This window comes from Serinibacter arcticus (assembly GCF_003121705.1).
In the GTDB taxonomy this organism is placed as follows: Bacteria; Actinomycetota; Actinomycetes; order Actinomycetales; family Beutenbergiaceae; genus Litorihabitans.
Genome location: NZ_PYHR01000002.1, coordinates 983,677 through 1,009,188 on the forward strand (window position 1 = coordinate 983,677; position 25,512 = coordinate 1,009,188).

At 73.4% G+C, this 25,512-nt stretch carries 22 protein-coding genes and 1 pseudogene; 10 read left to right on the forward strand and 13 right to left on the reverse strand.

The genetic code is table 11. The features are described from left to right. Nucleotides 1-75 precede the first annotated feature (75 nt). The 3 genes from C8046_RS04485 to C8046_RS04495 form a co-directional block, all read right to left on the reverse strand. Entirely contained in the window at nucleotides 76-309 is a 234-nt protein-coding gene (locus C8046_RS04485; protein WP_109228422.1) for a DUF5302 domain-containing protein, read from the reverse strand. A gap of 89 nt (nucleotides 310-398) precedes the next feature. Further along, nucleotides 399-977 (reverse strand): transcriptional regulator NrdR, encoded by a 579-nt coding sequence (gene nrdR, locus C8046_RS04490; RefSeq protein ID WP_109228423.1) that lies wholly within the window; start codon nucleotides 975-977, stop codon nucleotides 399-401. Between the two features lie 103 nt (nucleotides 978-1,080). Further along, the gene (locus tag C8046_RS04495; protein WP_109228424.1) at nucleotides 1,081-1,482 is read right to left on the reverse strand and encodes a LysM peptidoglycan-binding domain-containing protein; all 402 of its coding nucleotides are present in this window, start codon (nucleotides 1,480-1,482) and stop codon (nucleotides 1,081-1,083) included. A 274-nt stretch (nucleotides 1,483-1,756) separates the two neighbouring features. Between C8046_RS04495 and lexA the strand changes: the two genes are divergently transcribed. Then, nucleotides 1,757-2,506, forward strand: a complete 750-nt coding sequence (lexA, locus tag C8046_RS04500) for a transcriptional repressor LexA (protein ID WP_109228425.1) — start codon at nucleotides 1,757-1,759, stop codon at nucleotides 2,504-2,506. A gap of 96 nt (nucleotides 2,507-2,602) precedes the next feature. Here the strand turns inward: lexA and C8046_RS04505 are convergent, their stop codons facing one another. The 3 genes from C8046_RS04505 to hflX are packed head-to-tail and all read right to left on the reverse strand — an operon-like array spanning nucleotide 2,603 to nucleotide 7,092. Next, the gene (locus C8046_RS04505) at nucleotides 2,603-3,589 is read right to left on the reverse strand and encodes an L-lactate dehydrogenase (RefSeq protein WP_109228426.1); all 987 of its coding nucleotides are present in this window, start codon (nucleotides 3,587-3,589) and stop codon (nucleotides 2,603-2,605) included. Nucleotides 3,590-3,599: 10 nt separating this feature from the next. Next, nucleotides 3,600-5,591 (reverse strand): ATP-dependent DNA helicase, encoded by a 1,992-nt coding sequence (locus C8046_RS04510; RefSeq protein WP_235866106.1) that lies wholly within the window; start codon nucleotides 5,589-5,591, stop codon nucleotides 3,600-3,602. A gap of 1 nt (nucleotide 5,592) precedes the next feature. Beyond that, nucleotides 5,593-7,092 (reverse strand): GTPase HflX, encoded by a 1,500-nt coding sequence (gene hflX, locus C8046_RS04515; protein ID WP_109228427.1) that lies wholly within the window; start codon nucleotides 7,090-7,092, stop codon nucleotides 5,593-5,595. A gap of 117 nt (nucleotides 7,093-7,209) precedes the next feature. Here hflX and C8046_RS04520 point away from each other — a divergent pair, with 117 nt between their 5' ends. Further along, nucleotides 7,210-7,815 (forward strand): class I SAM-dependent methyltransferase, encoded by a 606-nt coding sequence (locus C8046_RS04520; RefSeq protein ID WP_109228428.1) that lies wholly within the window; start codon nucleotides 7,210-7,212, stop codon nucleotides 7,813-7,815. 6 nt (nucleotides 7,816-7,821) lie between these two features. On the opposite strand, the gene dapF is transcribed toward C8046_RS04520, so the two are convergent. From dapF to C8046_RS04535, 3 genes are read right to left on the reverse strand one after another with little or no spacing between them, the layout of a single operon-like run. After that, nucleotides 7,822-8,739: a diaminopimelate epimerase gene (gene dapF, locus C8046_RS04525; protein ID WP_109228429.1), complete on the reverse strand. Its 918-nt coding sequence runs from the start codon at nucleotides 8,737-8,739 to the stop codon at nucleotides 7,822-7,824. Then, complete coding sequence (gene miaA, locus C8046_RS04530) at nucleotides 8,736-9,653, reverse strand: tRNA (adenosine(37)-N6)-dimethylallyltransferase MiaA (RefSeq protein ID WP_109228430.1); 918 nt, start codon at nucleotides 9,651-9,653, stop codon at nucleotides 8,736-8,738. Before miaA ends, dapF begins: the two co-directional genes overlap by 4 nt. 36 nt (nucleotides 9,654-9,689) lie before the next feature. Beyond that, nucleotides 9,690-10,412: an endonuclease/exonuclease/phosphatase family protein gene (locus C8046_RS04535; RefSeq protein WP_158277127.1), complete on the reverse strand. Its 723-nt coding sequence runs from the start codon at nucleotides 10,410-10,412 to the stop codon at nucleotides 9,690-9,692. 40 nt (nucleotides 10,413-10,452) lie between these two features. Here C8046_RS04535 and C8046_RS04540 point away from each other — a divergent pair, with 40 nt between their 5' ends. Further along, a complete protein-coding gene (locus C8046_RS04540; RefSeq protein ID WP_158277128.1) occupies nucleotides 10,453-11,085 on the forward strand; it encodes a YbjN domain-containing protein in 633 nt (210 codons plus the stop codon). Then, nucleotides 11,082-11,447, forward strand: a pseudogene (locus tag C8046_RS19140) (YbjN domain-containing protein); the annotation flags it as partial. The gene C8046_RS04540 and the pseudogene C8046_RS19140, both read left to right, overlap by 4 nt. A gap of 87 nt (nucleotides 11,448-11,534) precedes the next feature. Here C8046_RS19140 and miaB read toward each other — a convergent pair. Next, nucleotides 11,535-13,103 (reverse strand): tRNA (N6-isopentenyl adenosine(37)-C2)-methylthiotransferase MiaB, encoded by a 1,569-nt coding sequence (miaB, locus tag C8046_RS04550; protein WP_109228434.1) that lies wholly within the window; start codon nucleotides 13,101-13,103, stop codon nucleotides 11,535-11,537. A 144-nt stretch (nucleotides 13,104-13,247) separates the two neighbouring features. Between miaB and C8046_RS04555 the strand changes: the two genes are divergently transcribed. The 4 genes from C8046_RS04555 to C8046_RS04570 all read left to right on the forward strand — a co-directional run bounded on the left by C8046_RS04555 (nucleotide 13,248) and on the right by C8046_RS04570 (nucleotide 16,711). Next, complete coding sequence (locus C8046_RS04555; protein ID WP_109228435.1) at nucleotides 13,248-14,060, forward strand: amino acid ABC transporter ATP-binding protein; 813 nt, start codon at nucleotides 13,248-13,250, stop codon at nucleotides 14,058-14,060. Nucleotides 14,061-14,166: 106 nt separating this feature from the next. Continuing rightward, on the forward strand, nucleotides 14,167-15,066 hold the full coding sequence (locus C8046_RS04560) for a glutamate ABC transporter substrate-binding protein (protein WP_109228436.1): 900 nt from the start codon (nucleotides 14,167-14,169) through the stop codon (nucleotides 15,064-15,066). 83 nt (nucleotides 15,067-15,149) lie between these two features. Next, nucleotides 15,150-15,836, forward strand: a complete 687-nt coding sequence (locus tag C8046_RS04565; RefSeq protein ID WP_109228437.1) for an amino acid ABC transporter permease — start codon at nucleotides 15,150-15,152, stop codon at nucleotides 15,834-15,836. Then, nucleotides 15,833-16,711 (forward strand): amino acid ABC transporter permease, encoded by an 879-nt coding sequence (locus tag C8046_RS04570; protein ID WP_109228438.1) that lies wholly within the window; start codon nucleotides 15,833-15,835, stop codon nucleotides 16,709-16,711. The genes C8046_RS04565 and C8046_RS04570 overlap by 4 nt, the downstream gene beginning before the upstream one ends. Before the next feature lie 129 nt (nucleotides 16,712-16,840). On the opposite strand, the gene C8046_RS04575 is transcribed toward C8046_RS04570, so the two are convergent. The 3 genes from C8046_RS04575 to C8046_RS04585 all read right to left on the reverse strand — a co-directional run bounded on the left by C8046_RS04575 (nucleotide 16,841) and on the right by C8046_RS04585 (nucleotide 19,225). Next, nucleotides 16,841-17,392, reverse strand: coding sequence for a regulatory protein RecX (locus tag C8046_RS04575; RefSeq protein WP_419183574.1), 552 nt, complete (start codon nucleotides 17,390-17,392; stop codon nucleotides 16,841-16,843). Nucleotides 17,393-17,572: 180 nt separating this feature from the next. After that, the gene (gene recA, locus C8046_RS04580; RefSeq protein WP_109228440.1) at nucleotides 17,573-18,661 is read right to left on the reverse strand and encodes a recombinase RecA; all 1,089 of its coding nucleotides are present in this window, start codon (nucleotides 18,659-18,661) and stop codon (nucleotides 17,573-17,575) included. 321 nt (nucleotides 18,662-18,982) lie between these two features. After that, nucleotides 18,983-19,225, reverse strand: a complete 243-nt coding sequence (locus C8046_RS04585; RefSeq protein ID WP_109228441.1) for a DUF3046 domain-containing protein — start codon at nucleotides 19,223-19,225, stop codon at nucleotides 18,983-18,985. 120 nt (nucleotides 19,226-19,345) lie between these two features. Here C8046_RS04585 and C8046_RS18615 point away from each other — a divergent pair, with 120 nt between their 5' ends. Together C8046_RS18615 and C8046_RS04600 are read left to right on the forward strand one after the other, a co-directional pair. After that, entirely contained in the window at nucleotides 19,346-24,595 is a 5,250-nt protein-coding gene (locus C8046_RS18615; RefSeq protein ID WP_199224389.1) for a DEAD/DEAH box helicase, read from the forward strand. After that, complete coding sequence (locus C8046_RS04600) at nucleotides 24,588-25,481, forward strand: DNA-formamidopyrimidine glycosylase family protein (protein WP_109228442.1); 894 nt, start codon at nucleotides 24,588-24,590, stop codon at nucleotides 25,479-25,481. Before C8046_RS18615 ends, C8046_RS04600 begins: the two co-directional genes overlap by 8 nt. Nucleotides 25,482-25,512 lie beyond the last annotated feature (31 nt).

Sequence of the window (25,512 nt, forward strand, 5' to 3'; positions counted from 1 at the left end):
ATCGTCGCGTACAGGTCGTCGCCCGCAGGCCCTCGCCCGCAGGCCGTCGCCGACGGGTCGACGCTCGGACCGGGCTCAGCCCGACTTGCGGCGGAAGACCTTGTGACCGTGGGCGCCGTCCTTGGCGTGACCCGCGAGCTGGTCCCTGTCCTGCGCGCCCCCGCCGCGGGTCTGCTGCCCCGCACGCTTGGCCTCGAGGGCGGCCCGGAAGCGCTCCTTGACGTCGTCGGTCGGGGCGCCGGCCGTGGTCTCGGCGTCCGACGTCCCGGTGTCCTTCTGCGTCGGCGTCTCGTCGTTCTGCGCGGTCATGACGTGCTCCCTTCGTCCACGGGCACCAGCTCGGTCCCGTCTCGTCCAGCATGGCGCGCCCGAGTCGGGGACGCCAGGGAAATGCGACGTCAGGCCTCCGGTCGGGCCGCTCCGTCGTCCGCGGCCGACGACGGGTCCGCCCCGGCGCCCGAGACGTCGGAGGAGTCGGAGGCGTCGGGGTCGTCGGCGGTCGCGGCACCGCCCGCCGCCGTCCGACGGGCCTCGTGGTCCGCTCGGAGCGCCGCGATGGCCGACTCGAAGTCGATGAGCGAGGCGAAGTCCTGGTAGACGGAGGCGAAGCGCAGGTAGGCGACCTCGTCGAGCTCGCGGAGCGGACCGAGGATCGCCAGCCCGACGTCGTGCGCGTCGATCTCGGCGGCGCCGCTGGCTCGGACGCTCTCCTCGACGCGCTGGGCGAGCAGCGCCAGGCTGTCGTCGGTCACCGGTCGGCCCTGGCACGCCTTGCGCACACCCGCGACCACCTTGTCGCGGCTGAACGGCTCGACCACCCCGGAGCGCTTGACGACCGAGAGGCTCGTGGTCTCCACGGTGGAGAATCGGCGGCCGCACGCCGGGCACAGTCGACGCCGTCGGATCTGGGAGCCGTCGTCACTCGTGCGCGAGTCCACGACCCGCGAGTCGGTGTTGCGGCAGTACGGGCAGTGCACGTCTTCTCCGAACCGTGGCGGGTGCCACCCGGCCGGGTGACGAGGGCGACCCATTGTTCCACGGCGCCGGCCGCAGCCGGTTCGGCGAGCGGGGCGTCCCCGGTCAGGAGACGGGCAGCAGAAGCTCCTCGCCGGCCATCAGCGAGAAGCTGTCCATCTCGTTGAGCTCGGCGATCACGGCCACGACGTCGCGGACGTCCTCGCCCGGAGCGGTGATGCCCTCGGCGATCGTCCACAGGGTCTCCCCCGGTGCCACGACGAGCGTCGTGGTGGCCTGCTCGACGGCCGGTGCCCCCGCGACGGCCTGCCCGGCCACCGAGCCGGCGACCGCCGCGACGGCCAGGCCGAGGCCGACGAGCACGACCCGGCCGCGGCGCGTCAGGCGCATCCGCGAGGAGGTGGGGGCCGCGCCCGGGCGAATCTGGCGATCGGCGGCGGAACGCGCCGCGGAGACACCCGTGCGGACAGGGGCGACACGCCCCGGGAAAGTCGCGATCGTGCTCATGATTTTCTCCCTTCGAACCTTTGTTCGTCGTACGTCTGTTCGATACAGTAGGACATGGCGTCGGGATTGTCGACACTCCGGTTCGAACACGTGTCGCACCTGGAGCGGTCGGTAGTCGTACGCTTGTCCTACGAGCAGCACACCACCGACCACTGACATCGACGCCGGGGGCCGGGGCGACCACCGGTCAGCCCGACCTCGTCGGCCGGGACGGAACGAGTGGTCGGGCGGCACCACAGCAGGCGCAGACCAGGAATCGACGAGGGAGACAGAGATGGCGACGCGGGACCCCCGAGTGCTGACCGTGCGGCAGCGAGCGGTGCTGGAGGTGATCAGGACGTCGGTCGCCGAGCGCGGCTACCCGCCGAGCATGCGGGAGATCGGCGTGTCCGTCGGACTGACCTCGCCCTCCAGCGTCAAGCACCAGCTGCAGCAGCTGGAGGACAAGGGCTACCTCCGCCGCGATCCGAACCGCCCGCGCGCCATGGAGGTCGTCTCCGAGCCCCCCGTGATCTCGGCGGCGCCGGGGCTGACGCCGCGCAGCGACGCGGCCGCTCTCGCCGCCAGCACGCCCGACCCCGGTCCCGACCGCGGCCGGGACGACGTGGCGGGCCGCGCCGTCGTCATGCTCCCGGAGCCGAGCGACGCCGACACCAGCTACGTCCCGCTCGTCGGCCGGATCGCGGCCGGCGGCCCGATCCTCGCCGAGCAGGCCGTCGAGGACGTCTTCCCGCTGCCGCGCCGCCTCGTCGGCGACGGTGACCTGTTCCTGCTCCAAGTCGTCGGCGAGTCGATGATCGACGCCGCCATCTGCGACGGCGACTGGGTCGTCGTCCGCCGCCAGAACGTCGCCGAGAACGGCGAGATCGTCGCCGCGATGATCGACGGCGAGGCCACGGTCAAGACGTTCAAGCGCACGCCCGACGCGCTGTGGCTGCTGCCGGCCAACCCCGCCTTCTCCCCCATCGACGGGCGCAGCGCCGAGATCCTCGGCCGCGTCGTCACGGTCCTGCGCCGGATCTGATCCACCCTCCCCACGACGACGGCGCCCCCACCCGCGAGGGTGGGGGCGCCGTCGTCGTCCTGGGCTCGCCGTCGCCGATCGGGGACGGGCCGCCGGCTAGAAGCCCAGCGAGCGGGCCGCGTCGCGGATGTGGGTCGCGCTCTCGCGCAGCAGCGTCAGCTCGTGCTGGCTCATCGGGACCCCCAGGCGCTCCCGGGCGCCGCGGGCGTCGACGATCGTCGGCATGGACAGGCACACGTCGGAGATCCCGAGGAACTCGTCGTCGACGCGGGTGGAGACGGGCAGCACGCGGTGCTCGTTGCGGAGCACGGCCTCGATGATGCGGGTGACGGCGAGGCCGACCGCGTAGTTCGTGGCGCCCTTACCCTCGATGATCTTGTAGGCCGCGTGCACGACGTCGTGCCCGATACGACTCCGCACCTCCTCCGTGAACAGCGGCGAGCCGCCAGGTCCGCGCCAGTCCAGCAGCGGGACGCCGCCGATGCTCGCCGAGCTCCAGACCGGCACCTCGCTGTCGCCGTGCTCACCGAGGACGTAGGCGTGGACGTTCTGCACCGCGACGCCGCACTCCTTGGAGATCTCGAACCGCAGCCGCGAGGAGTCCAGCACCGTGCCCGAACCGAACACCTGGCTGGACGGCAGCCCGGTGATCTTCTGGGCGGCGTAGGTCACGACGTCGACGGGGTTGGTGACCATCATGTGGATCGCGTTCGGGGCGATGTCCACGAGCGTCGGCAGCACCTTCTTCACCAGTCCGACGGTCTTCGCGGCGAGCTCCATCCGCGGCTGACCAGGGTCCTGCTTGGCCCCCGCCGTGAACACCACGAGGTCGGCGTCGCGGCAGATCTCGATGTCGTCGCTGCCCTCGATCGTGGCCTGCGAGATGAACTCGATGCCGTGCCCGATGTCGGCGGCCTCCGCCGTCACCTTCGCCTTGTTGATGTCGTACAGGACGACGCGGCGCGCGGCGCCGCGCACGAGCGCGGCGTAGGCGAGCGTCGCCCCGACGGAACCGGCGCCGACGATGGCGACCGTGGAGACGGGACGGCCCGTGTAGGGCGGCGGGACGGTGGGTGCGCTCATGGCTCCCAGCCTAGGCGTCCGCGGCCGCCGGGACCTGGGTCGCCTCCTCGGCGAGGCGTCGCAGCGCGGACCGCGCGATCTCGCCGTTCGTCGTGGGCCACATCGGGGGCAGCGAGCGGAGCAGGAACGACCCGTAGCGGGCCGTGCTGATGCGGGAGTCGAGGATCGCGACGACGCCGCGGTCGCTCGTCGACCGGATCAGCCGTCCGGCGCCCTGCGCGAGCAGCAGCGCGGCGTGCGCGGCCGACACCGCCAGGAACGCGTTCGCGCCGCGCTTCGCGGCCACCTCCGACCGGGCCTGCACGACCGGGTCGTCCGGCCGCGGGAACGGGATGCGGTCGATGATCACGAGGCGGTTGGTCAGACCGGCGACGTCGACGCCCTGCCACAGCGACAGCGTCCCGAACAGGCTGGCCTCGGGGTCCTCGCGGAAGGCACGCACCAGCTCCCCGATCGAGTCCTCGCCCTGGCACATCACCGGCAGGTCGGTGGTCTCACGGACGTGCTCGGCGGCACGCTCGGCGGCTCGTCGCGAGGAGAACAGACCGAGGCAGCCACCCCGCGAAGCCTCGAGCAGCGCCACGATCTCGGCCAGGGCCTCGGGTCCGCCGCCCCCGGCGGCCGGGGCGGGCAACGAGGAGGCGACGTACCTGATGGCCTGCCGCGCGTAGTCGAACGGCGCCGGCACCTCCAGCTCGCGGTAGGCCGAGGCGTCGTGCAGCCCGACGTCGTGGGCGGCCGGGGTGAACTGACCGCCGATCCGCAGCGTGGCGGACGTCAGGACGACGGAGTGGTCGGTGAATAGGTTCTCGGCGACGAGGCCCGCGACCTCGAGCGGCGCGACGAACAGCCGCTTCGAGCCGTCGCTGCGCTCGTCGCACCACAGCACGTCCCGGCGCTGGGCGACGTTGTCGGACAGGAGCCGGTCGGCGATCTCGACCCCGAGGGTGAGGGCCGACCGGGCCATCTGCAGCCCGCCGTCGCCCCCGTCCTTGGCGCCGCCGCCCGACGGCTTGGTCAGGCTCAGCGCCTCGCGGCACGCGGCGGCCAGGAGCGTCACGACCTCCTGCAGCGCGGGCGTCAGCCCGTCCGGGAGCCGACCGGCGGGCACGGCGATGATCGCGGCGGCGAGGCGGGCGCCGCACTCCTCCAGCTCCGGCACGAGCACCCCGGCGTGCCGGCGCACCATCCGGGACATCCGCTCGACGCTGGGGCCGCTCAGCTCGGCGGTGGCCGCCGAGCGCGACCGGCTGGTGAGCTCGTGCGCCTCGTCGACGACGAGCGCGTCGTGCTCGGGCAGCACGCCGGGCGAGCCGGACGCGGCGATCCCGAGCATCGCGTGGTTCGTCACGACGACATCGGCCTCGCGCGCCGCGTTCTTGGCGCGCTCGGGGAAGCACTCGGCGAGCATCGGGCAGCGCTGGCCGATGCAGTCCATCTTGGTGACGGACACCTGGCGCCAGGCGCGGTCGCTGACGCCGGGGACCAGCTCGTCGCGGTCACCGGTCTCGGTGGTGCCGACCCACTCCCGCACCCGCACGACCTGCGCGCCGAGTCCCTCGTCGGCGTCGGCGCCCGGGTGCTCGGCCGGGGCCTCGACCTCGAACAGGGTGGGTGCCTCGTCGGGGTAGCCGCCCGAGACCTTGTGCTTGCAGGCGTAGTTGTGCCAGCCCTTGAGCAGGGCGACCTCGGCGCGGCGTGGGAGCGCGCCCTCGAGCGCGCCGGCGACGGCGGGCAGGTCCTTGGTGAGGATCTGCCGCTGCAGGGCCAGCGTCGCCGTCGAGACGACGACGCGCTCGCCGTGGTGGACGGCGCGGAGCACCGCCGGCACGAGGTAGGCGAAGGACTTGCCAGTGCCGGTCCCGGCCTCGACCAGGAGCGGCGTGTCGCCCTCCAGCGCCTCGGCGACGGCGCGCGCCATCTCGTGCTGCCCCTCGCGGCGCTGGCCGCCGCGGTCGGCGACGACCAGGTCCAGCGCGGCGTCGACCCCCAGGTCCGCCACGTCAGCCGACGGCGGCGTCGCGCAGCGCTGCCGCGAGGCCGGAGTCCACCCGGGCGCGGAGGCGGGTGCCCTGCTCGAGGTGCTCCTCGCCCACGACCTCGCCCGTGGTGTGCGCCTGGCTGACCAGGTCGCCGCGCGTGTACGGCACGACGACGTCGATGGTCTCCTGCGGACGCGGCAGCAGCTGCGCCACGAGCTCGCGCAGCTCCTCGATCCCCTCGCCCGTGCGGGCGGAGACGGCCACGGTGTGCTCGGTCGCCGCGTGCAGCCGCGCGAGGGTCTCGGGCTGGGCGATGTCGGCCTTGTTCAGCACGAGGACCTCGACGAGCTCGTCGACACCGTCGATGTCCGCGAGGACCTCGCGGACGGCGGCGATCTGTCCCTCGGGGTCGGGGTGGGAGGCGTCGACCACGTGCAGCAGCAGATCGGCCTCGCCGACCTCCTCGAGCGTGGAGCGGAACGCCTCGACGAGCTGGTGCGGAAGGGCCCGGACGAAGCCGACCGTGTCGGCGATCGTGTAGGCGCGGCCGTCGGGCGTCTCGGCCCGGCGGACCGTCGGGTCGAGCGTCGCGAACAGCGCGTTCTCCACCAGCACGCCGGCGCCGGTGAGGCGGTTCAGCAGCGAGGACTTGCCGGCGTTGGTGTAGCCGGCGATCGCCACGGCGGGCACGGTCGAGGCGTTGCGGACGGCGCGCTTGGTGACCCGGGCGGGCGCCATCGCGGCGATCTCGCGGCGCAGCTTCGACATCCGGTTGCGGATGCGGCGGCGGTCGAGCTCGATCTTCGTCTCACCGGGTCCGCGAGAGCCCATGCCCGCGCCGGCGCCGCCGACCTGGCCACCGGCCTGGCGCGACATCGACTCGCCCCAGCCGCGCAGGCGCGGCAGCAGGTACTCGAGCTGCGCGAGCTCGACCTGGGCCTTGCCCTCCCGCGACTTGGCGTGCTGCGCGAAGATGTCGAGGATCAGCGCCGTCCGGTCGACGACCTTGACCTTGACCACGTCCTCGAGCGACCGGCGCTGGGACGGGGCGAGGTCGCCGTCGATGACGACGGTGTCGGCGCCGCTCGCGGCGACGATCTCGGCGAGCTGGGCCGCCTTGCCCGACCCGAGGTAGGTGCCGGGGTCCGGCGTCCGCCGCTTCTGCAGCAGGCCGTCCAGCACCTCGGAACCGGCGGTCTCGGCGAGCGCCGAGAGCTCCCGCAGCGAGATCTCGGCGGACTCGGCGTCACCGGAGTAGAGGCCGACGAGCACGACGCGCTCGAGGCGCAGCTGCCGGTACTCGACCTCGGTGACGTCCTGGAGCTCGGTGGACAGGCCGGCGACGCGGCGCAGCGCGGCGCGCTCGGCGAGGTCGAGCTGCTCGCCGTCGCTGTCGGAGGGGCCGCCGTCGTCGGACATGACCGCCGTGCCCGCACGGGCGAGGATGCGCTCCACGATCCGGCTCGCCTCGTCGCTCGCCGTCGGGTGGTGCTCGGTGGTGTGGTCGTCATGGGTCGTCATAGGTGAGACATCGTCCCACGCGCGCCTTCGCGGGCGAAGGCTTTTGCGCTCAGGGCGGAGGCCGGGGGCGCGCCCGCGCCCTGGGGACAGCTCTCGGCCACGACTATCCTGTCAGGCGTGAGTCACGGCGAGCACTACTTCACCGCCTCCCCCGCCTCCCCCGCCCAGCTGCGCACGATCGACGTGCGTCTGGCCGGACGTGACGTGCGGGTGACGACGGCGCCCGGTGTCTTCTCGGGCGACCACCTCGACCACGCCACCCGGCTGCTGCTCGAGAAGGTGCCGCCGCCGCCGGCGACGGGCGATCTCCTGGACCTCGGCTGCGGCTGGGGACCGATCGCGCTGACGCTGGCGCACGCCGCGCCGCAGGCCCGCGTGTGGGCGGTCGACGTCAACGAGCGCGCGCTGGACCTCACCCGGCGCAACGCCGAGGCCGACGGCGCGACGAACGTCACCGCCGTCGAGCCGGACGAGGTGCCCGACGACGTGACGTTCGCCGCGATCTGGTCCAACCCCCCGATCCGGATCGGCAAGCCGGCCGTCCACGCCATGCTCGTGCGGTGGCTGCCGCGCCTGGCGCCCGACGGCGTGGCGCACCTCGTCGTCTCCAAGAACCTCGGCGCCGACTCGCTCGCGCGCTGGATCACGGCCGAGCTCGGCCTGCCGGTCGAGCGGGTCACCAGCGCCGGCGGGTTCCGGATCCTGCGGGTCACCCGGGCCTGACCGGCCTCAGCGCGGCTGGACGTCACCCACGAGCACCGCGGGGCCGCTGAGCGAGACCGCGCGGTCCGGCCCGAGGGCCACCACGAGCGTCCCCCCGGGCACGTGCACGATCCAGTCCGACGGCGCCTCGGGTCCGGCCCAGACCTGGGCCGCGAGCGCCGCGGCGCACGCACCGGTGCCGCACGAGAGCGTCTCGCCCACACCGCGCTCGTGGACGCGCATGCGCAGGACGCCGTAGCGGCGTCCCTCGCGGACGACCTCGCCCTCGGCCCGGACGATCTCGACGTTGGTCCCCCCGGCGGGCACCGGGTCGACCAGCGGAGCGCCGGTCAGGTCGGCGGCGGCGAGCTCGGCGTCGTCGGCCACGGCGATGACGACGTGCGGGTTGGGCATGGTGATCGACAGCCCGGGCCGCTGGCCGGCCACCCCGGCGACGGTGACGAGAACGTCGCTGCCGGCGGCCAGCGCGACGTCGCCCCCGGGGACGCCCCAGCGCCCCATGTCGGCCGTCAGGTCGACCCCGGTGCGGTGGACGCGGAGCGTGCCGGCACGGGTGACGACGTCGAGGTGGCCGCCGTCGGGAAGGACGGCGAGGCCCTCGTCCACGAGGAACGCGACGAAGACCCGCAGACCGTTGCCGCACATCTCCGAGACGGACCCGTCGGCGTTGCGGTAGTCCATGAACCACTCGGCGTCCGCCCCGGCGGCGGCCGCGGCCGGCTCCGTCGCGGCGGCGACGCTCGTGCGGACGGCGCGGATGACGCCGTCGGCACCGATCCCCCGGTGGCGGTCGGTGAGCGCGGCGACGTCGGCCGGTGCCAGCTCCCGCTCCCCCGTCGGGTCGGCGAGCAGGAGGAAGTCGTTGCCGGTGCCGTGCCCCTTCACCAGGCGGGGCCAGCGGGGCGAGGTGTCGAGGGAGGTCACCCGTCCAGGCTAACGGCGTCGTGCCCGGGGCGGTCCAGCAGGGCGAGGAGCTCGGACAGCTGCGCCTGCGGCGTCGAGGTCCCGTCCAGCCACGTGATCCGCGGGTCGCGACGGAACCAGCTGACCTGGCGGCGGGCGACCTGCCGGGTGGCGACCGCGGTGGCCTCGACCGCCTCCGCCGTCGTCAGCTCACCGGCGAGCACCGCGAGCGCCTGCGAGTAACCCACCGCGCGCGCGGCGGTGACGCCCAGCCCCCGGGCGGCGACGCGCTCGGTCTCGGCGACCAGGCCGTCGTCGAACATCTGCGCCGCGCGGGCGGCGATGCGCTCGACGAGCACGTCCCGCGGCACGTCCAGGGCGACCTGCACCGCCGGACGGAGGTAGGTGTACTGCGGCAGGCTCGCCGTGTACGGCCGCCCCGTGATCGCGATGACCTCCAGCGCCCGGACGAGTCGACGCGTGTTGCGGGTCCCGATCCGCTCGGCCGCCTCGGGGTCGCGGCGCGCGAGCTCGGCGTGCAGCATGCCCGGCCCCTCGACGCGTCCCCGCTCCTCGAGGGCGGCCCGGACCTCGGGGTCGGTCTCGGGGAAGTCGAGCGCGTCCAGGGTGGCGCGCAGGTAGAGCCCCGAGCCGCCCACGAGGATCGGGACGGCGCCGCGGCCGCCGATCTCGTCGATGAGGGCCCGTGCCCACTCCTGGTAGGCGGCGACCGAGGCGTCCTGCGTCGGGTCGAGCACGTCGAACAGGTGGTGCGGCACCCCGTGCCGCTCGTCGCCGGGCGTCTTGGCGGTGCCGATGTCCATGCCGCGGTAGAGCTGCATGGCGTCGGCGTTGACGATCTCGCCGCCGATGCGCTGCGCGAGCGCGATCGCGAGGGCGCTCTTGCCCGACGCCGTCGGGCCGACGACGGCGATCGTGGGGGGCTGGTCTCCTCGGGCACGACCTCGACGCTACCGGCCGGCCGGATCGGGCAGGACGAGCGTGACCAGCACGGGCAGGTGGTCGGACGGCAGCCCCGGGCGGTCCGTGCCCGTGCGGACGTCGACGACGGCGATGCGCGGGTCCACGAGGACCGCGTCGATCCGTTTCGTGGGCCGCCGGGTCGCGGACACCGGGTAGGTCGGGCCGCCGCTGCCGGCGCCCGCGTCCTGCAGGTGCGAGGCCAGCAGGCGCCAGGTCGGTCCGTCCGGCGTCTCGTTGAGATCGCCGGCGACCAGGCGCAGGCGGGTCGCGTCGCCGTCGGACAGGCCGTCGAGCGAGAGGTCCGCCAGCAGCCGCTCGGCGTGCGCGAGCCGGCCCTCCTCGCTGACGTCGAGGTGCGCGCTGGCGACGTCGATCGTCCAGCCGCCCACGCGGACCCGGGCGAGCGCGCTCGCTCGCGGGTAGGCCCACCACCACCCGGTGAAGGGGCGCGGCATGGCGCTGACGCGTGAGCGCTCCACCCCCACGTGCGGGGCGACCAGCACCGCGACCCCGCGGCTCCCGCCCCCGGCGGCGAGGCGCAGGCCCACGGACCGGGCGACGAGGGCGAGTGCGGCACGGCCGCCCGGCCAGCGCGGGCACTCCTGCAGGCAGACGACGTCGGCGCGCGCCGCCCTGACCACGGCGGCGACCCTGGCCACCTCGCGCAGGCCGAGAACGTTCCAGGTCAGCAGGCGCACGGGGGTCTCCACCCGACGATTATCGCCGCGCGCCGTGCTTATGCTGTCGCCCGTGGCCCGACGTATCCAGACGTGGCTGCGACGCCTGGCGGGCGGCGCGGCGGTGCCAGCCCGCGACGACGACGTCCTTCCCTCCGCCCCCGGCCGGCCCCGACCCCGGCCAGGCCCCGACGGGTTCGGCGTCGCGGACGCCCCCACCCCGACCGGCCCCGCGACGGCCGCCCCCGTCGCGGACGGGGTCCCCGACGCCGAGCGCGTCCGCCCCGTCACGCGCGATCGCGTGGCCGCCTCGCTCCGCCGCCGCGACTACCGCTACCTCGTCGACGAGCGCGGCAACCTCTGCGGCCTGTGGTCCTACCGCTTCTTCTCGTTCACGCTCGTGCGGGACCAGGTGCTGCAGGTCCGCGGCCGGTGGTCGCGGCAGGCCTCGATCGACCGGCTGTGGGAGATCCTCGAGTTCGCCAACACCTGGAACGCCCGGCGCCACCACCCCAAGGTCTACGTCAGGGTCCACGACGACGGCCGCGTGCACGTGCTGACGGAGATCTCCGTGCCGGTGACGGTGGGGCTGAGCGACGCGCAGATCGACCACCACCTCGCCGTCGGGCTCGCGAGCGGGGCGCTCGTGTTCGACGAGCTGGACGGGCTCTACCCCGATCCCGTCCTCCAGCCGGAGGCGACGTGAGGGCCGGGCGCGACCGTGTCTCCGTCGTCACCCCCGAGCTGCTCCGGGAGGTGGTCAGCGAGCGGGGCGAGCTGGTCAGGGAGCTGCCCCAGGGGGTGGCGGGTCACGTCGAGGGGCACGCCTACCAGGTGCTGGTCGAGGGCACCGACCTCGTCGTCAGGACGCGCTGGGCCCGGCTGCTCCCGCCGCCCGCCCGGCGTGGCGCCGCCCAGCTCGTCAACGACTGGAACCGGGACCGCATCCTGCCGACCCTGCACATCGAGGACACCGAGGAGGGCCTCGCCGTCGTCGCCGTCTCGGCGACCTCGATCGCCGTCGGACTGAGCGCCGACCAGGTGGCGGAGGCCGTCGACGTCGCGCTCACCGTGACGGCGCACGCGCTGCGGTCGCTCGCCGCGTCCGTCCCCCGGGCTGAGCGGGGACGAACGGTCGGACGCGCGGTCGGCCCGTCAGCGGACGCGGAGCGTCGGCAGACCCAGCGAGACGGGGACCGGGGTCGCGCTCGCACCGCCCGGCGTCGGCACGCCGCACGAGTCGCCGCCGTCGCGCCGGTCCTGCCACGCCTGCCCTGACCGCGTGCGGCGGATCGCGACGTCGGCGCCGTCCGCCATCAGGTGGTGCGGTGCGGCGTGGGTGATACGCGTGCTGACGACGTCCCCCGGGCGGGGGTGGTCGGCCTCGGCCAGGTCGGCGGGCAGCCGGACGTGGACGAGCCGGTTGTCGCGGGAGCGACCGGTGATCCGGCCGGAGGCGGCGTCCTTGCGACCGTCCTGCTCCGAGACGAGGACCTCGACGGCGGTCCCCACCAGGGCGAGGTTCTCCGCCGTCCCGATGCGCTCCTGCAGCTCGACCAGCCGCCCGTAGCGCTCGGTGACGACGTCGTGCGGGATCTGGTCGGGCAGGTCGGCGGCCGGCGTGCCGGGACGCTTGGAGTACTGGAAGGTGAAGGCGGAGGAGAACCTGGACGCCTCGACGACGCGCAGGGTCTCCGCGAAGTCCTCCTCGGTCTCGCCCGGGAACCCGACGATGAGGTCGGTCGTGATGGCGGCGTCGGGGATCGCGGCGCGCACCCGGTCGATGATCCCGAGGAAGCGCTCGCTGCGGTAGGAGCGGCGCATCGCCCGCAGGATGCGGTCGGAGCCGGACTGCAACGGCATGTGCAGGCTCGGCATGACGTTGGGCGTCTCGGCCATCGCCGCGATGACGTCATCGGTGAACGCCGCCGGGTGCGGGCTGGTGAAGCGGACGCGCTCCAGCCCCTCGATCTCGCCGCAGGCCCGGAGCAGGCGGGCGAACGCGTCACGCTCCCCGAACGAGACGCCGTAGGAGTTCACGTTCTGTCCCAGCAGCGTCACCTCGATGGCGCCGGCGTCGACGACCGCCCTCACCTCGGCGAGGACGTCGCCCGGGCGGCGGTCGCGCTCCTTGCCGCGCAGGTGGGGCACGATGCAGAACGTGCAGGTGTTGTTGCAGCCGACCGAGATCGAGACCCAGCCCGCGTAGACGCTCTCCCGCTTCGTCGGCAGCGTCGAGGGGAAGACCTGGAGCGACTCGTGGATCTCGACCTGCGCCTCGGCGTTGTGCCGGGCCCGCTCGAGCAGCACGGGCAGGGCGTCGATGTTGTGGGTGCCGAACACGACGTCGACCCAGGGCGCCTTCGCCACGATCGTGTCGCGGTCCTGCTGGGCCAGGCAGCCGCCGACGGCGATCTGCAGCCCGGGGCGCTCGCGCTTGACCTGGGCGAGGCGACCGAGGTTGCCGTAGAGCTTGGTGGCCGCGTTCTCGCGGACGGCGCACGTGTTGATGACGACGACGTCGGCCACGGCGGCGTCGGCAGCGACGTCGGTCCCCGAGCCCCCGGGGTGGGCCGCGACCAGACCGGCGGACTCCAGCAGACCCGCCATCCGCTCCGAGTCGTGGACGTTCATCTGGCACCCGAGGGTGCGGATGACGTAGCTGCGGGGGTCGGCGCCGTTCCCGGCCAGGTCGGGGGCGGCGGCGGGAGCGGTGATCGTCACCGCAGCAGTCTACGGAACGCCGTGGGCGCAGGCCCGCAGGCGCCTACCACCGAAACGTCACCCGTGCATCCCGATCCGGAAACGTTGCCAAGATGTGACACTCCAATGTCGTCCCACGTAACAACCCCCGGCTAGGTTGCCCAGATGACCAACACGACACCGCCCTCCGGCGAGCCCGTGCACGACGCCGTGACCGCGCCCCTGACCTCCGCTGACGCCGGTCGTCCCCTCGTGCACCTCGCCAGGGTCAACAAGCACTTCGGGCCGCTCCACGTGCTGCAGAACATCGACCTGAGCGTCGCGAAGGGCGAGGTCGTCGTCGTGATCGGCCCGTCCGGCTCCGGCAAGTCGACCCTCTGCCGGGCCATCAACCGCCTCGAGACGATCGACGACGGGGTCATCGAGCTCGACGGCAAGGCGCTCCCGCAGGAGGGCAAGGCACTCGCGCGGCTGCGCTCCGACGTCGGGATGGTCTTCCAGTCGTTCAACCTCTTCGCCCACAAGTCGATCCTCGAGAACGTCACGCTCGGCCCGATCAAGGTCCGCAAGCTGAGCAAGAAGCAGGCCACGGCCGAGGCGATGGAGCTGCTCGAGCGCGTCGGCGTGGCCACGCAGGCCGAGAAGATGCCCGCGCAGCTCTCCGGTGGCCAGCAGCAGCGCGTGGCGATCGCCCGCGCCCTGGCCATGCGCCCCAAGGTGATGCTCTTCGACGAGCCCACCTCGGCCCTCGACCCCGAGATGGTCAACGAGGTGCTCGACGTCATGGTCTCGCTCGCCAAGGAGGGGATGACGATGATCGTCGTGACCCACGAGATGGGCTTCGCCCGCAAGGCGGCCGACCGCGTGGTGTTCATGGCCGACGGCCAGATCGTCGAGCAGGCCGACCCCGAGTCGTTCTTCACCAACCCGCAGTCGGAGCGGGCCCGGGACTTCCTGGGCAAGATCCTGACCCACTGATCCCGACGGCGTCCCGTCCGGGACGCCGTCGCACCCTTCCTGGGTCGAGGTACCCAGGGAACCGTTCGGGGGCTCGTCCCCGGTTCGCACACGAAGGAGCAGATCCATGCGCAACACCCGAGTGACGATCGCCGCCCTGGCGGCTGTCGCCGCGATGACCCTCGCGGCCTGTACCACCGACGCCGGCGGCACCGACGCCGAGGAGACCTCCGCGGAGAGCAGCACCAGCGACGGCGGCGAGACCGAGGCCGCGGCCGAGTGCTCCGGCGGCGAGGGCTCGATCAACATCGGCATCAAGTTCGACCAGCCGGGTCTCGGCTTCCAGGACGGCTCCGACTACAGCGGCTTCGACGTCGACGTCGCCAAGTACGTCGCGTGCGAGCTCGGCTACGCCGAGGACGCCATCACGTGGGTCTCGGCCCCGTCGGCCCAGCGCGAGAACATGCTCCAGACCGGCCAGGTCGACATGATCTTCGCGACGTACTCGATCACGGACGCCCGCAAGGAGGTCGTGAGCTTCGCCGGACCGTACTTCGTGGCCGGTCAGGACCTGCTCGTCACCGCCGACAACGAGGACATCACGGGTCCCGAGGACCTCAACGGCAAGAACCTCTGCTCCGTCACCGGCTCCACCTCGGCCCAGAAGGTCAAGGACACGCTGGCCTCCGAGGTCCAGCTGCTCGAGCAGCCCGGCTACGCCGACTGCGTGACGGTCCTCGAGTCCGGCCAGGTCGACGCCGTCACCACCGACGACATCATCCTCGCCGGCCTCGCCGCCACGTCCGCCAACTCGGGCAAGTTCAAGGTCGTCGGCAACCCGTTCTCCGAGGAGAACTACGGCGTCGGCATCCCGAAGGACTCCGACACCTGCGAGGACATCAACGCGGCCATCACCAAGATGATCGACGAGGGTGCGTGGGAGGAGGCCGTGACGTCGAACACCGACGGCACCGGCTACACCCCCAACGCCGAGCTCAACCCGCCCACCCCGGCGGCGTGCGCCTGATCTGACCTCGGCTGGACCGGCTCGGCACCCGCCGGGCCGGTCCAGCCGCTGTCACCGTCTGATCCCTCGGCCTCGGAGGCCCCATGAATCTCTTCGAGCAGGTCCAGTTCCTGTTCTCCAGCTACAACATCCCCGCAGCGTTCTGGGTCAACATCCAGCTGACGTTCTGGGCCGCGATCGGCGCCACCGTCATCGGCACCGCGCTCGGCCTCATGCGGGTCTCCCCCGTCGCCTCGCTGCGCTGGTTGGGCGGCAGCTACGTCACGATCTTCCGCAACACGCCGCTGACGGTGCTGATGCTGTTCGCGACCCTCGGTGTGTGGAGCCAGCTGAAGATCGTCTTCTCGCAGGACTTCCCCACCAACTTCTTCATCTACGCCTCTCTGGTGCTGGCGATCTACCACGCGGCGTTCGTGTGCGAGGCCGTGCGGTCGGGCATCAACACCGTGCCGCTGGGCCAGGCCGAGGCCGCTCGTGCCATCGGCCTCCCGTTCCTGCCGGCCGCCCGTCTCGTGCTCCTCCCGCAGGCGTTCCGCGGCGCCATCGCCCCCCTCGGCAACGTGCTCATCGCCCTGATCAAGAACACGACGGTGGCCGCGGCCGCCAGCGTCGCGGTCGAGACGTCCTCGGTGATGCGCGCCATGATCGAGACCAACTCGAACATGGTCTTCCTCATCTTCATGATCTTCGCGATCGGCTACGTGATCCTGGTCGTCCCCGTCGGCGTGGTGGCCACGTCGCTCTCCCGGAAGCTGGCGGTGGCGCGATGAGCCAGGCAGTGCTGTTCGACGCCCCTGGGCCCAGGGCCCGGCGGAACATCCTGATCGCCAACATCGTCGGCGGGCTCCTCATCGCCGGGGTGCTGGGTCTCGTGGTGTGGAAGCTCGGCCAGGAGGGCCAGCTCGACGCCGCGCGGTGGACGACGCTGTTCACGTCCAACGCCTGGGTGAACTTCTTCCTGCCCGGCCTGCAGAACACCCTCGTCGCCGCGTTCTACTCGATCATCCTGGCGGTCGTCTTCGGGCTCCTCTTCGGTCTCGGTCGACTCGCGCCCTACGCCTGGGTGCGCGTCATCGCCGGGGCCGTGGTCGAGTTCTTCCGCGCCGTGCCGGTCCTGATCATGATGATCGCCCTGTACTTCGGACTCGGACTCTCGCAGGTGCTTCCCTCGGAGCAGGTGCCGCTCGTCTCGGTCGTGGCCGCTCTGACGCTCTACAACGGGTCGGTCATCGCCGAGCTCGTCCGGTCCGGTGTCCACGGTCTGCCCAAGGGTCAGCGCGAGGCTGCCTCGGCGATCGGAATGACCCACGGTCAGTCGCTCCGCATGGTCGAGCTGCCGCAGGCGCTCATCGCGATGCTGCCCTCGCTCGTGTCGCAGTTCGTCGTGATCCTCAAGGACTCCGCCCTCGGAGCGATCATCACGTTCAACGAGTTCCTCCAGCTCTCGCGTCAGTTCGGGGCTGGCAACGGCAACATGCTCCAGGCGCTGATCGTCTGTGCGGCCGTGTTCATCCTCATCAACTGGCTGCTCTCGAAGGTTGCCGACCTCGCGGCCCGCCGCCTGTCGAAGCGGACCTCCGGACGGACCGCTCCCGGAACTCCGCTGCCGGCGCAGGTCGGGGACGACGCTCCGGTCACCGCCTGAGCACCCCCGCCTCGCGGGGCTGACGAGCCTCGCGGGGCTGACGACGAGAGGGGCCGGTCCTGGTGGACCGGCCCCTCTCGCGTGCTCGGTGTCTGCCCGAGGTCGGGACCTGCCCGTCGACGCCGGGAGTCAGGGGCTGTCGAGCTCGTCGGCGCCGACGTCGCGGAGCTCGCCGGCGCCGTCGTGCGGTGCGGTGCCCCCCTGCTCGGCCAGGACCTCCCGCACGATGCGGAACGCCGCGGAGGGATGGTGCCCCTTGCGCGCGAGCATCTCGACGAGCCGACGCTCCCGCTTCTCGCGGGGCAGTCCGACGCTGGCCGGTGCCCGACGACGGACGAGGTCGTAGGCCGCCGCGTCCTCGGACTCGCGGTCGATCACGTCGAGCGCCTCGGCCGCCGTCTCGGCGTCGATGCCCTTGCGGGTCAGCTCCTGCGCGATGGCCCGGCGGGCCTGGCCCCGCTCCGTGTGCCGGGTCCGCACGAGGATCGCGGCGTACTCGGCGTCGTCGATCAGCCCGACGTCGGTGAAACGGTCGAGCACCGTCTCGGCGACGGCCGGCGGCACGTCCTTCTTCGCCATCGCCTCGGCGAGCTGGGCGCGCGACCGCGGGGCGGACGTGAGCAGGCGCAGGGCGATCTGGCGGGCGACCTTCTCGTGGTCCTCCGCCTGCCCGGTGACGATCTCGCCATCGAGCGCGACGCCGCGCGCTCGTCCGTCACCGTCCGGATGCGCCGCAGCGCCGCCGGCGGGCGACCCCTCGGCGGAGGGGCGCCACGCCGTCGGCGCTGCGGTCGAGCGGCGTGATCGTGAGAGGTGTCGTCGGTCACGACGCGTCCCTTCGATCAGGTCGGTGGAGATGACTCAGAAGTCGACCGGCTCCTCGTCGAGCTCGGAGGCGTCCTCCGGGACCTCGATGGGGGCCCCGATCCCGAGCTTGGCCTTGATCTTGACCTCGATCTCGTTCGCGAGGTCGGGGTTGTCGATGAGGAACTTGCGGGCGTTCTCCTTGCCCTGGCCGAGCTGGTCGCCCTCGTAGGTGTACCAGGCGCCGGACTTGCGCACGAAGCCCTCCTCCACACCCATGTCGATGAGGCCACCCTCGCGGGAGATGCCGTGACCGTAGAGGATGTCGAACTCGGCCTGCTTGAAGGGCGGGGCCATCTTGTTCTTGACGACCTTGACGCGCGTGCGGTTGCCGACCGCCTCGGTGCCCTCCTTGAGGGTCTCGATGCGGCGGACGTCCAGGCGGACCGACGCGTAGAACTTCAGCGCCTTGCCTCCGGTCGTCGTCTCGGGCGAGCCGAAGAACACGCCGATCTTCTCGCGGAGCTGGTTGATGAAGATCGCGGTCGTGCCGGACGCCGACAGGGCACCGGTGAGCTTCCGCAGCGCCTGGGACATGAGGCGGGCCTGGAGACCGACGTGGCTGTCACCCATCTCGCCCTCGATCTCGGCCTTCGGCACCAGGGCAGCGACGGAGTCGATGACGATGATGTCGAGCGCACCCGAGCGGATGAGCGAGTCGGCGATCTCGAGCGCCTGCTCCCCCGTGTCGGGCTGGGAGACGTAGAGGACGTCGGTGTCGACGCCGAGCTTCTTGGCGTACTCCGGGTCGAGCGCGTGCTCGGCGTCGATGAACGCGGCGATGCCGCCGGCCCGCTGGGCGCTGGCCACCGCGTGCAGCGCGACGGTCGTCTTGCCCGAGCTCTCGGGGCCGTAGACCTCGATGATGCGACCGCGCGGGAGTCCCCCGATGCCGAGCGCGATGTCGAGCGCGACCGATCCGGTCGGGATGACCTCGATCGGCGGGCGCACGCTGTCGCCCAGGCGCATCACGGACCCGTTGCCGTACTGACGGTCGAGCTGGCCGAGCGCCGCCTCGAGAGCCTTCAGCTTGTCCGGCTGCTTGCCCTGCGTCTTGCCCTGCGTCTTTCCTGACTGGACAGCCATGGTGTTTCCTCGAGTTCTCCCGGCCTGCGGGATCGTTACGGACAGGTCTGGCCTTCACAGCGCCGCCCTCTCCGGGTGGCTCTGGGGTGACGGTATGCCTGGCCACTGACATCGCGCGCAGCACCTCGGAGCCACTGGGGATTCCGGTGCGCTGCGGTCACCTGGGGACAAATGTAGGTCGTACGTCTGTTCGAAGCGAGCGACACGCCGACACGGCGTGTCGGAGGTGCTCGACGTCCTGCTCGGGACGCGCCCGTCGATCGCGGCGAGGCGTCGCACCCGTCGATCGTGGGCGCACGGGGCCCGTCGACCCCGGGGTGATCAGACCCGACGGCGGCGTCGCGCCGAGCGCGCGTCCTCGCGGTGGAGCCAGCGGGTGGCGTCGTCCTGGCCGGTCGCGTCGCAGACAGCCTCCCAGACCTCGCGCGGCGGCACGCCGGCCTCGAGCGCCTGGTCCGCCGTCCGGCCGTCGAGCGCGGACATGACGAGGTCACCGCCCAGGCTTCGCGCGTAGCTCGCGCCGAACACCTGCTCCATCACCGACCAGAACTCCGAGTGCCGCACCCGACAACGGTAGGCCAGGCCGAGGAGATCGACGTGCCGCGATCCGCGAGACCCCTCGGGCCCGTGGCGCCCGCCAGCTCCGCAGAGCTCGATGTCGGTGGGTGCCAGCATGATGGAGGCATGAGCAGCACGCCGCGCGGACTCGAGCGCTTCAGCGCCGCCACGGCGACGTGGTTCACCGAGTCCTTCGAGGCGCCCACCGCGGCCCAGGTCGGAGCGTGGGACGCCGTCGCCGACGGTCAGCACGCGCTCGTGGTCGCCCCCACCGGGTCCGGCAAGACCCTCGCGGCCTTCCTGTGGGCGGTCGACCAGCTGCTCACCGCCCCGGTGCCCCCGCCGCAGGAGCGCTGCCGCATCCTGTACATCTCCCCGCTCAAGGCCCTGGCCGCCGACGTCGAGCGCAACCTCCGCTCGCCGTTGGTGGGCATCGCGCGGACCACCCGCACCCTCGGTCAGGAGCCGCCCGACGTGCGCGTCGGCGTCCGCACCGGTGACACCCCCGCCAACGAGCGCCGCCGGCTCGCCACCCGCCCGCCCGACATCCTGATCACGACGCCGGAGTCGCTGTTCCTGGTCCTCACCTCGGCCGCGCGCGAAGGGCTGGCGGGCATCACGACCGTCATCCTGGACGAGGTGCACGTGCTGGCCGGCAGCAAGCGCGGCGCCCACCTCGCCGTGAGCCTCGAACGGCTCGACGACATGCTCGCCACCCCGGCGCAGCGCATCGGTCTGTCCGCGACCGTCCGCCCCGTCGCGGGCGTCGCGACCTTCCTGGCGGGGATGCGCACCCCGGAGGACGGCGGCCGCGCCGTGCGGCTCGTCCAGCCGCCGTCGACCAAGCAGCTGCTCATCGACGTCGACGTCCCGGTGCCGGACCTCACCGATCTCGAGGAGGAGATCGACGGCGTCCCCGCGAGCGGCCCCGATCTCTCCGGCGCCGCAGCCGGGGCGCTCCCGGCGCCGGGCCTCCCGACCCAGGGCCGGACCGCCTCGGTGTGGCCGGCCGTGACGCGGCGCGTGGTCGACGTCATCAGCGAGCACCGCACCACCCTGGTGTTCACGAACTCGCGCCGCGGCGCCGAACGCCTCACCGCCCGTCTGAACGAGGAGTGGGAGCGGCGGCACGCCCCCGACGAGGACGCCGATCTCGAGCTCGACGAGGACGACGTCGGCGCCGACGAGCGCGACGCCGGCGACACCCGCATCACCGACGCCGACACCGACGCCGGATCTGCCTGGGCCGCCGAGATGCCGGGCCAGTCGGGCACCGCGCTGCCCACCGCCGGAGTGATCGCCCGGGCCCACCACGGCTCGATGAGCCGCGAGGCCAGGACCGCGATCGAGGACGACCTCAAGAGCGGACGACTGCCCGCCGTCGTCGCGACGTCCTCGCTCGAGCTCGGGATCGACATGGGATCGATCGACGTCGTCGTGCAGATCGGCTCACCGCCGTCGGTCGCGAGCGCGCTGCAGCGCATCGGTCGAGCCGGCCACCAGGTCGGCGCCGTCTCGCACGGAATCGTCGTGCCGATCCACCGCGGAGACCTGATGCCTGCCGTCGCCGCGACCGTCCAGGCCCGCACGGGCGGGATCGAGGAGGTCCGCGGGCTCAGCAACCCGCTCGACGTCCTGGCGCAGCAGATCGTCGCGATGCTGGCGGTCAAGGACTGGAGCGTCGCCGACCTCACGCAGCTGCTGCGCCGGTCCGCCCCCTACGCCACGCTCGGCGACGGCAGCCTGCACGCCGTCCTGGACATGCTCGCCGGGCGCTACCCGAGCGAGGACTTCGCTCAGCTGCGGCCGCGCATCGTGTGGGACCGCATCGAGAACACCCTCAGCGCCCGCCCGGGTGCCCTCCGCCTGGCCGCCACCTCGGGCGGCACCATCCCCGATCGCGGCCTCTACGGCGTCTACCTCGCCACCGGTGCCGACGACGTCGCGGCACGCGGCGGTCGGCGCGTCGGTGAGCTCGACGAGGAGATGGTCTTCGAGTCGCGCGTGGGCGACACGTTCACGCTCGGATCGAGCACCTGGCGCATCGAGGACATCACGCCCGACCGGGTCCTGGTCACACCGGCGCCGGGAGTTCCCGGACGCCTGCCGTTCTGGAAGGGCGACCAGCCCGGCCGCCCCGCCGAGCTGGGCATGGCGCTCGGCGCGATGATGCGCTCGGCCCAGGAGTCCGGCGACCTCGGGGCGACGGTCACCACCTGGGGGGTCTCCGACTGGACCCGCGACAACCTCGTGGGCTACCTCGGCGAGCAGCTCGAGGCGGTCGGACAGCTGCCGAGCGACACCTCGATCGTCGTGGAGCGCTTCCGCGACGAGCTGGGCGACTGGCGCCTGGTCATCCACTCCCCCTACGGCGCACGCGTGCACGCGCCCTGGGCGCTGGCGCTCGTCGGACGGCTGCGCGAGCAGCTCGGCATGGACGTGGCCGCGATGCACTCCGACGACGGGATCGTGCTGCGCCTGCCCGACGTCGACGACCCGCTCGAGGACTGGCTCCTGCCCGCTCCCGACGAGGTCCCGGCCTCGGGCGGCAGCACGACGGTCGGGCTCGCGGACCTGCTGCTCGAGCCCGAGGAGATCCAGCGCGCCGTCATCGACGCGCTCGCCGGTTCGGCGCACTTCTCCGCCCGGTTCCGCGAGGCGGCCGCACGGTCGCTGCTGCTCCCGCGGCGCCGTCCCGACGGCCGCCAGCCGCTCTGGCAGCAGCGTCAGCGCGCGAGCCAGCTGCTCGCCGTCGCGGCGCGCTACCCCGACTTCCCGGTCGTGCTCGAGGCCGTGCGCGAGAGCCTGCAGGACGACTTCGACACGTCCGCCCTGGAGGAGCTGATGCGGCGGATCGGACGCCGCGAGGTCCGGATCCACGAGGTGACGACGTCCTCACCGTCGCCGTTCGCGCGCTCCCTCATGTTCGCCTACGTCGGGCAGTTCCTGTACGACGGCGACGCCCCCCTCGCCGAGCGTCGCGCCGCCGCGCTCGCCCTGGATCCGGAGCTGCTCACCGAGCTCCTGGGGCAGGGCGCGGGAGACCTCGCCGACCTGCTCGATCCCGAGGCGGTCCTGCGCGTGGAGGCCGAGGTCGGCCTGCGCACCGAGCAGGTGCGGGCTCGCGACGCCGAGGCCGTGCTCGACATCGTGCGCCGCCTCGGGCCGATCCCGACGGCGGACGTCGCGGCCCGCTGCCTGCCCGACGCCGACGTGGCCGACGCCGCGATGCCCGACCCCGACGTGGCCGCCGGTGGTGCCGACGCCGAGACCTCCGCGGAGGACGCCGACAGTGGCGCTGCGCCTGCTGACGGTGCGGCCACCACCGCCGCGGACGCGGCCGCCGCGGCGAGCGCCACCGCGCGCGCCGAGACGTGGCTCCGCGATCTCGCCGACCAGCGCCGCATCATGAGGGTCAGGGTCGCGGGCGTGGAGCAGTGGGCCGTCGTGGAGGACGCGGGCCGCCTGCGCGACGCCCTCGGCACCGCGCTTCCGGTCGGGCTGCCCGAGGCGCTGCTGGCGCCCGTGCCTGACCCGCTGAGCGACCTCGTCCGCCGCCACGCCCGCACGCACGGGCCGTTCACCGTGTCCGACCTGGCGCGCCGGTTCGGCCTGGCGCCCGGCACGCTGACGCCGACCCTGGGGCTCCTGGAGGCCTCGGGCGCGTTCGTCGCCGGCCGGCTCCGACCGCCCGGGGCCCGGCCCGGCGGGAACGCCGCGTCGGAGGGCCCCGGACGCCCTGACGGCGCGGCGGGCCCCGAACCGGACACCGCTGCGCCCGTCGCCCTCACCGGCGAGCGGGAGTACTGCGACGCCGAGGTGCTGCGCCGCATCCGGCGTCGGTCGCTCGCCGCCGCCCGCGCCGACGTCGAGGCCGTCCCGGCGCACGTGCTCGGCATCTATCTGCCGCGCTGGCACCAGCTGGGCCAGCTGTACGGGCTCGACGGCCTGCTCTCGGCCGTGGACCAGCTGGCCGGTGCCGAGCTCGACGTCGCCGACGTCGAGACGAGCATCCTGCCGTCGCGCGTGCGGTCGTACTCTCCCGGTCTGCTCGACGAGCTGACGAGCGCGGGCGAGGTCGTCTGGGTCGGCGCGGGCACCGGCAAGGTCGTGCTCGTCCCCGCCGATGCCGTTCCTCTGCTCGCCCCCGTGCCGGAACCGCTGCCGAGCGCGACAGCGGCCGCGGTCGTGGCCGCGCTCGAGCGGGGCGGACTGTTCTTCCGGGACATCGTCGCCGCCGTGACGGAGGCGGCCGCGGCGGCCGGGACGAGCGCCCCGTCCTCCTCGGACGTCGAGGACGCCGTCTGGGAGGCGGTGTGGGCCGGGCACGTCACCAACGACACGTTCGCCCCCGTGCGCGCGCGGACCGCCACGACGGGAGGCGGCTCGCGCTCGCCGCGCAACGGCACGTCCGGCACCTCCGCGACGCGCGCGCGCCGCATGAGCCGGCAGTCCCTGATGAAGGAGTCGATGCTCGCGGTCAGCGGCGCCCGCGCCGGCAGCCGCGTGCCGCTGCGGATCGCGACGCCCCCGACGATGGCGGGACGCTGGAGCCTCGTGGGCGAGCGCAGCAGCGAGCCGACCCTCCGGATGACCGCGAGGGCCGCGAGCCTCCTCGAGCGCCACGGCGTCGTGCTCCGCGGCATCGCGCAGGCCGAGGGGGTGCCCGGTGGCTTCGGTGCGCTCTACCCCGTGCTCTCCCGTCTGGAGGACTCCGGCCGCATCCGTCGCGGGTACCTGGTCGAGGGTCAGGGTGCGGCGCAGTTCGCGCTGCCGGAGTGCGTCGACCGGTTGCGGGCCGACGCGGGCCTGCGTCCGGGAGCGCTCGTGATGGCGGCGGCCGACCCGGCCAACCCCTATGGCTCGCTCGTTCCCTGGCCCCGGTTCGGCCGGGGCGGGGGCGCCGACCTCCCTGCCCCGTCGGGACCGTCCTCGACGGCGGAGGATGACGCCGTCGGGACGGACGAGGACGCCTCTCCCCCCGACTCCCGCGCGCCCGCGCTCGTCGACCCCGCCGCCGCGACCGGCACGGGCGCCCGGCCCCGGCGCGTCGCGGGGGCCGACGTCGTGCTCGTGGACGGGCGCCTGGTGCTGTTCGTCGAGCGCGGAGGCGGCAGCGTGCTGGCGATGACCGACGACGGCGAGGACCTCGCGCTCGCGGCCCACGCGCTCGTGGACCAGGCGCCGGACCGCTACAGCGGTCTGACCGTCCGCAAGGTCGACGGCGAGGGTTCGCTGACGTCCCAGGCACCGGCGGCGCTCGCGCTGCGCGAGGCCGGTTTCATCGCCACACCGCGTGGTCTGAAGCTCCGGGCACCGGCGGCCGCCACTCGCGGGTCGGGCGTCCGTGCGGTGGGAAGGCCGCAGCGTGCCTGAGGGTGACGTGGTGCTGCGGACCGCCCGACGACTCACGCTCGCGCTGGCCGAGGGCGAGCTCGTCCGCTCGGAGCTGCGCTGGCCCACGCTGGCGGGGAACGACCTCACGGGGCTGCGCAGCCTCGGCACCGTGTCCTACGGCAAGAACCTGCTCACCCGGTTCTCCGACGGCCGGACGCTCCACACCCACCTGAGGATGGACGGCACGTGGCGCGTGACGGCCACCCCCGCCGAGGTGGACGACCGCGCGGGGCACGGGGACATCGGTGTGCGACGCTCCGCGGGTGGCCGGCCGCGCGACCGTCGCGAACGGGGGCGCTACGGACGGGGTCCGCGGACCTACGACCCGGCCGCGGCCGGGTCCGACGTCCGCGCCGTGCTCGCGACCGCGTCGTGGACGTGCACGGGCCACCAGCTGGGGATGATGCACCTGCTGCGCACGCACGACGAGTCGCGCCTGCTCGCTCCGCTGGGACCGGACGTGCTCGGTGACACCTACGACGCCGACGTCGAGGCGGCGATCGGCGAGGCGATCCACGCGCAGGGCGCGCGAGAGATCGGCGCCGTGCTGCTCGACCAGGGGGTCCTGGCCGGGCTCGGGACGATCTACATGGCCGAGACGCTCTTCCGGCACAAGGTCTCGCCGTGGCGTGCCGCGGCCGACGTGCCCGATCCGGCCGCGATGTCCGCCACCGCCCGCCGCCTCATGCTCGGCTCCGCCGACGCCCCCACCGGTCCGAACACCCGGGGCTCGATCGCGATGGTCACCTACGGGCGCTCGGGTGAACCCTGCGTGCGCTGCACGACACCGATCCGCGACGGGCGGGTGGGCGAGCCCCCCTACGACCGGATCGCCTACTACTGCCCGCGCTGCCAGCTGCGCTGAGCCGGTCGGGGCCGCCGCAGAAGCACCTCAC

Bases quoted from the DNA above. Each gene is read 5' to 3' on its own strand.
- C8046_RS04485 (WP_109228422.1), bottom strand. From the start codon at position 309: ATGACCGCGCAGAACGACGAGACGCCGACGCAGAAGGACACCGGGACG.
- C8046_RS04495 (WP_109228424.1), bottom strand. From the start codon at position 1,482: ATGAGCACGATCGCGACTTTCCCGGGGCGTGTCGCCCCTGTCCGCACG.
- lexA (WP_109228425.1), top strand. From the start codon at position 1,757: ATGGCGACGCGGGACCCCCGAGTGCTGACCGTGCGGCAGCGAGCGGTG.
- C8046_RS04505 (WP_109228426.1), bottom strand. From the start codon at position 3,589: ATGAGCGCACCCACCGTCCCGCCGCCCTACACGGGCCGTCCCGTCTCC.
- hflX (WP_109228427.1), bottom strand. From the start codon at position 7,092: ATGACGACCCATGACGACCACACCACCGAGCACCACCCGACGGCGAGC.
- C8046_RS04555 (WP_109228435.1), top strand. From the start codon at position 13,248: ATGACCAACACGACACCGCCCTCCGGCGAGCCCGTGCACGACGCCGTG.
- C8046_RS04560 (WP_109228436.1), top strand. From the start codon at position 14,167: ATGCGCAACACCCGAGTGACGATCGCCGCCCTGGCGGCTGTCGCCGCG.
- C8046_RS04565 (WP_109228437.1), top strand. From the start codon at position 15,150: ATGAATCTCTTCGAGCAGGTCCAGTTCCTGTTCTCCAGCTACAACATC.
- C8046_RS04570 (WP_109228438.1), top strand. From the start codon at position 15,833: ATGAGCCAGGCAGTGCTGTTCGACGCCCCTGGGCCCAGGGCCCGGCGG.
- recA (WP_109228440.1), bottom strand. From the start codon at position 18,661: ATGGCTGTCCAGTCAGGAAAGACGCAGGGCAAGACGCAGGGCAAGCAG.
- C8046_RS18615 (WP_199224389.1), top strand. From the start codon at position 19,346: ATGAGCAGCACGCCGCGCGGACTCGAGCGCTTCAGCGCCGCCACGGCG.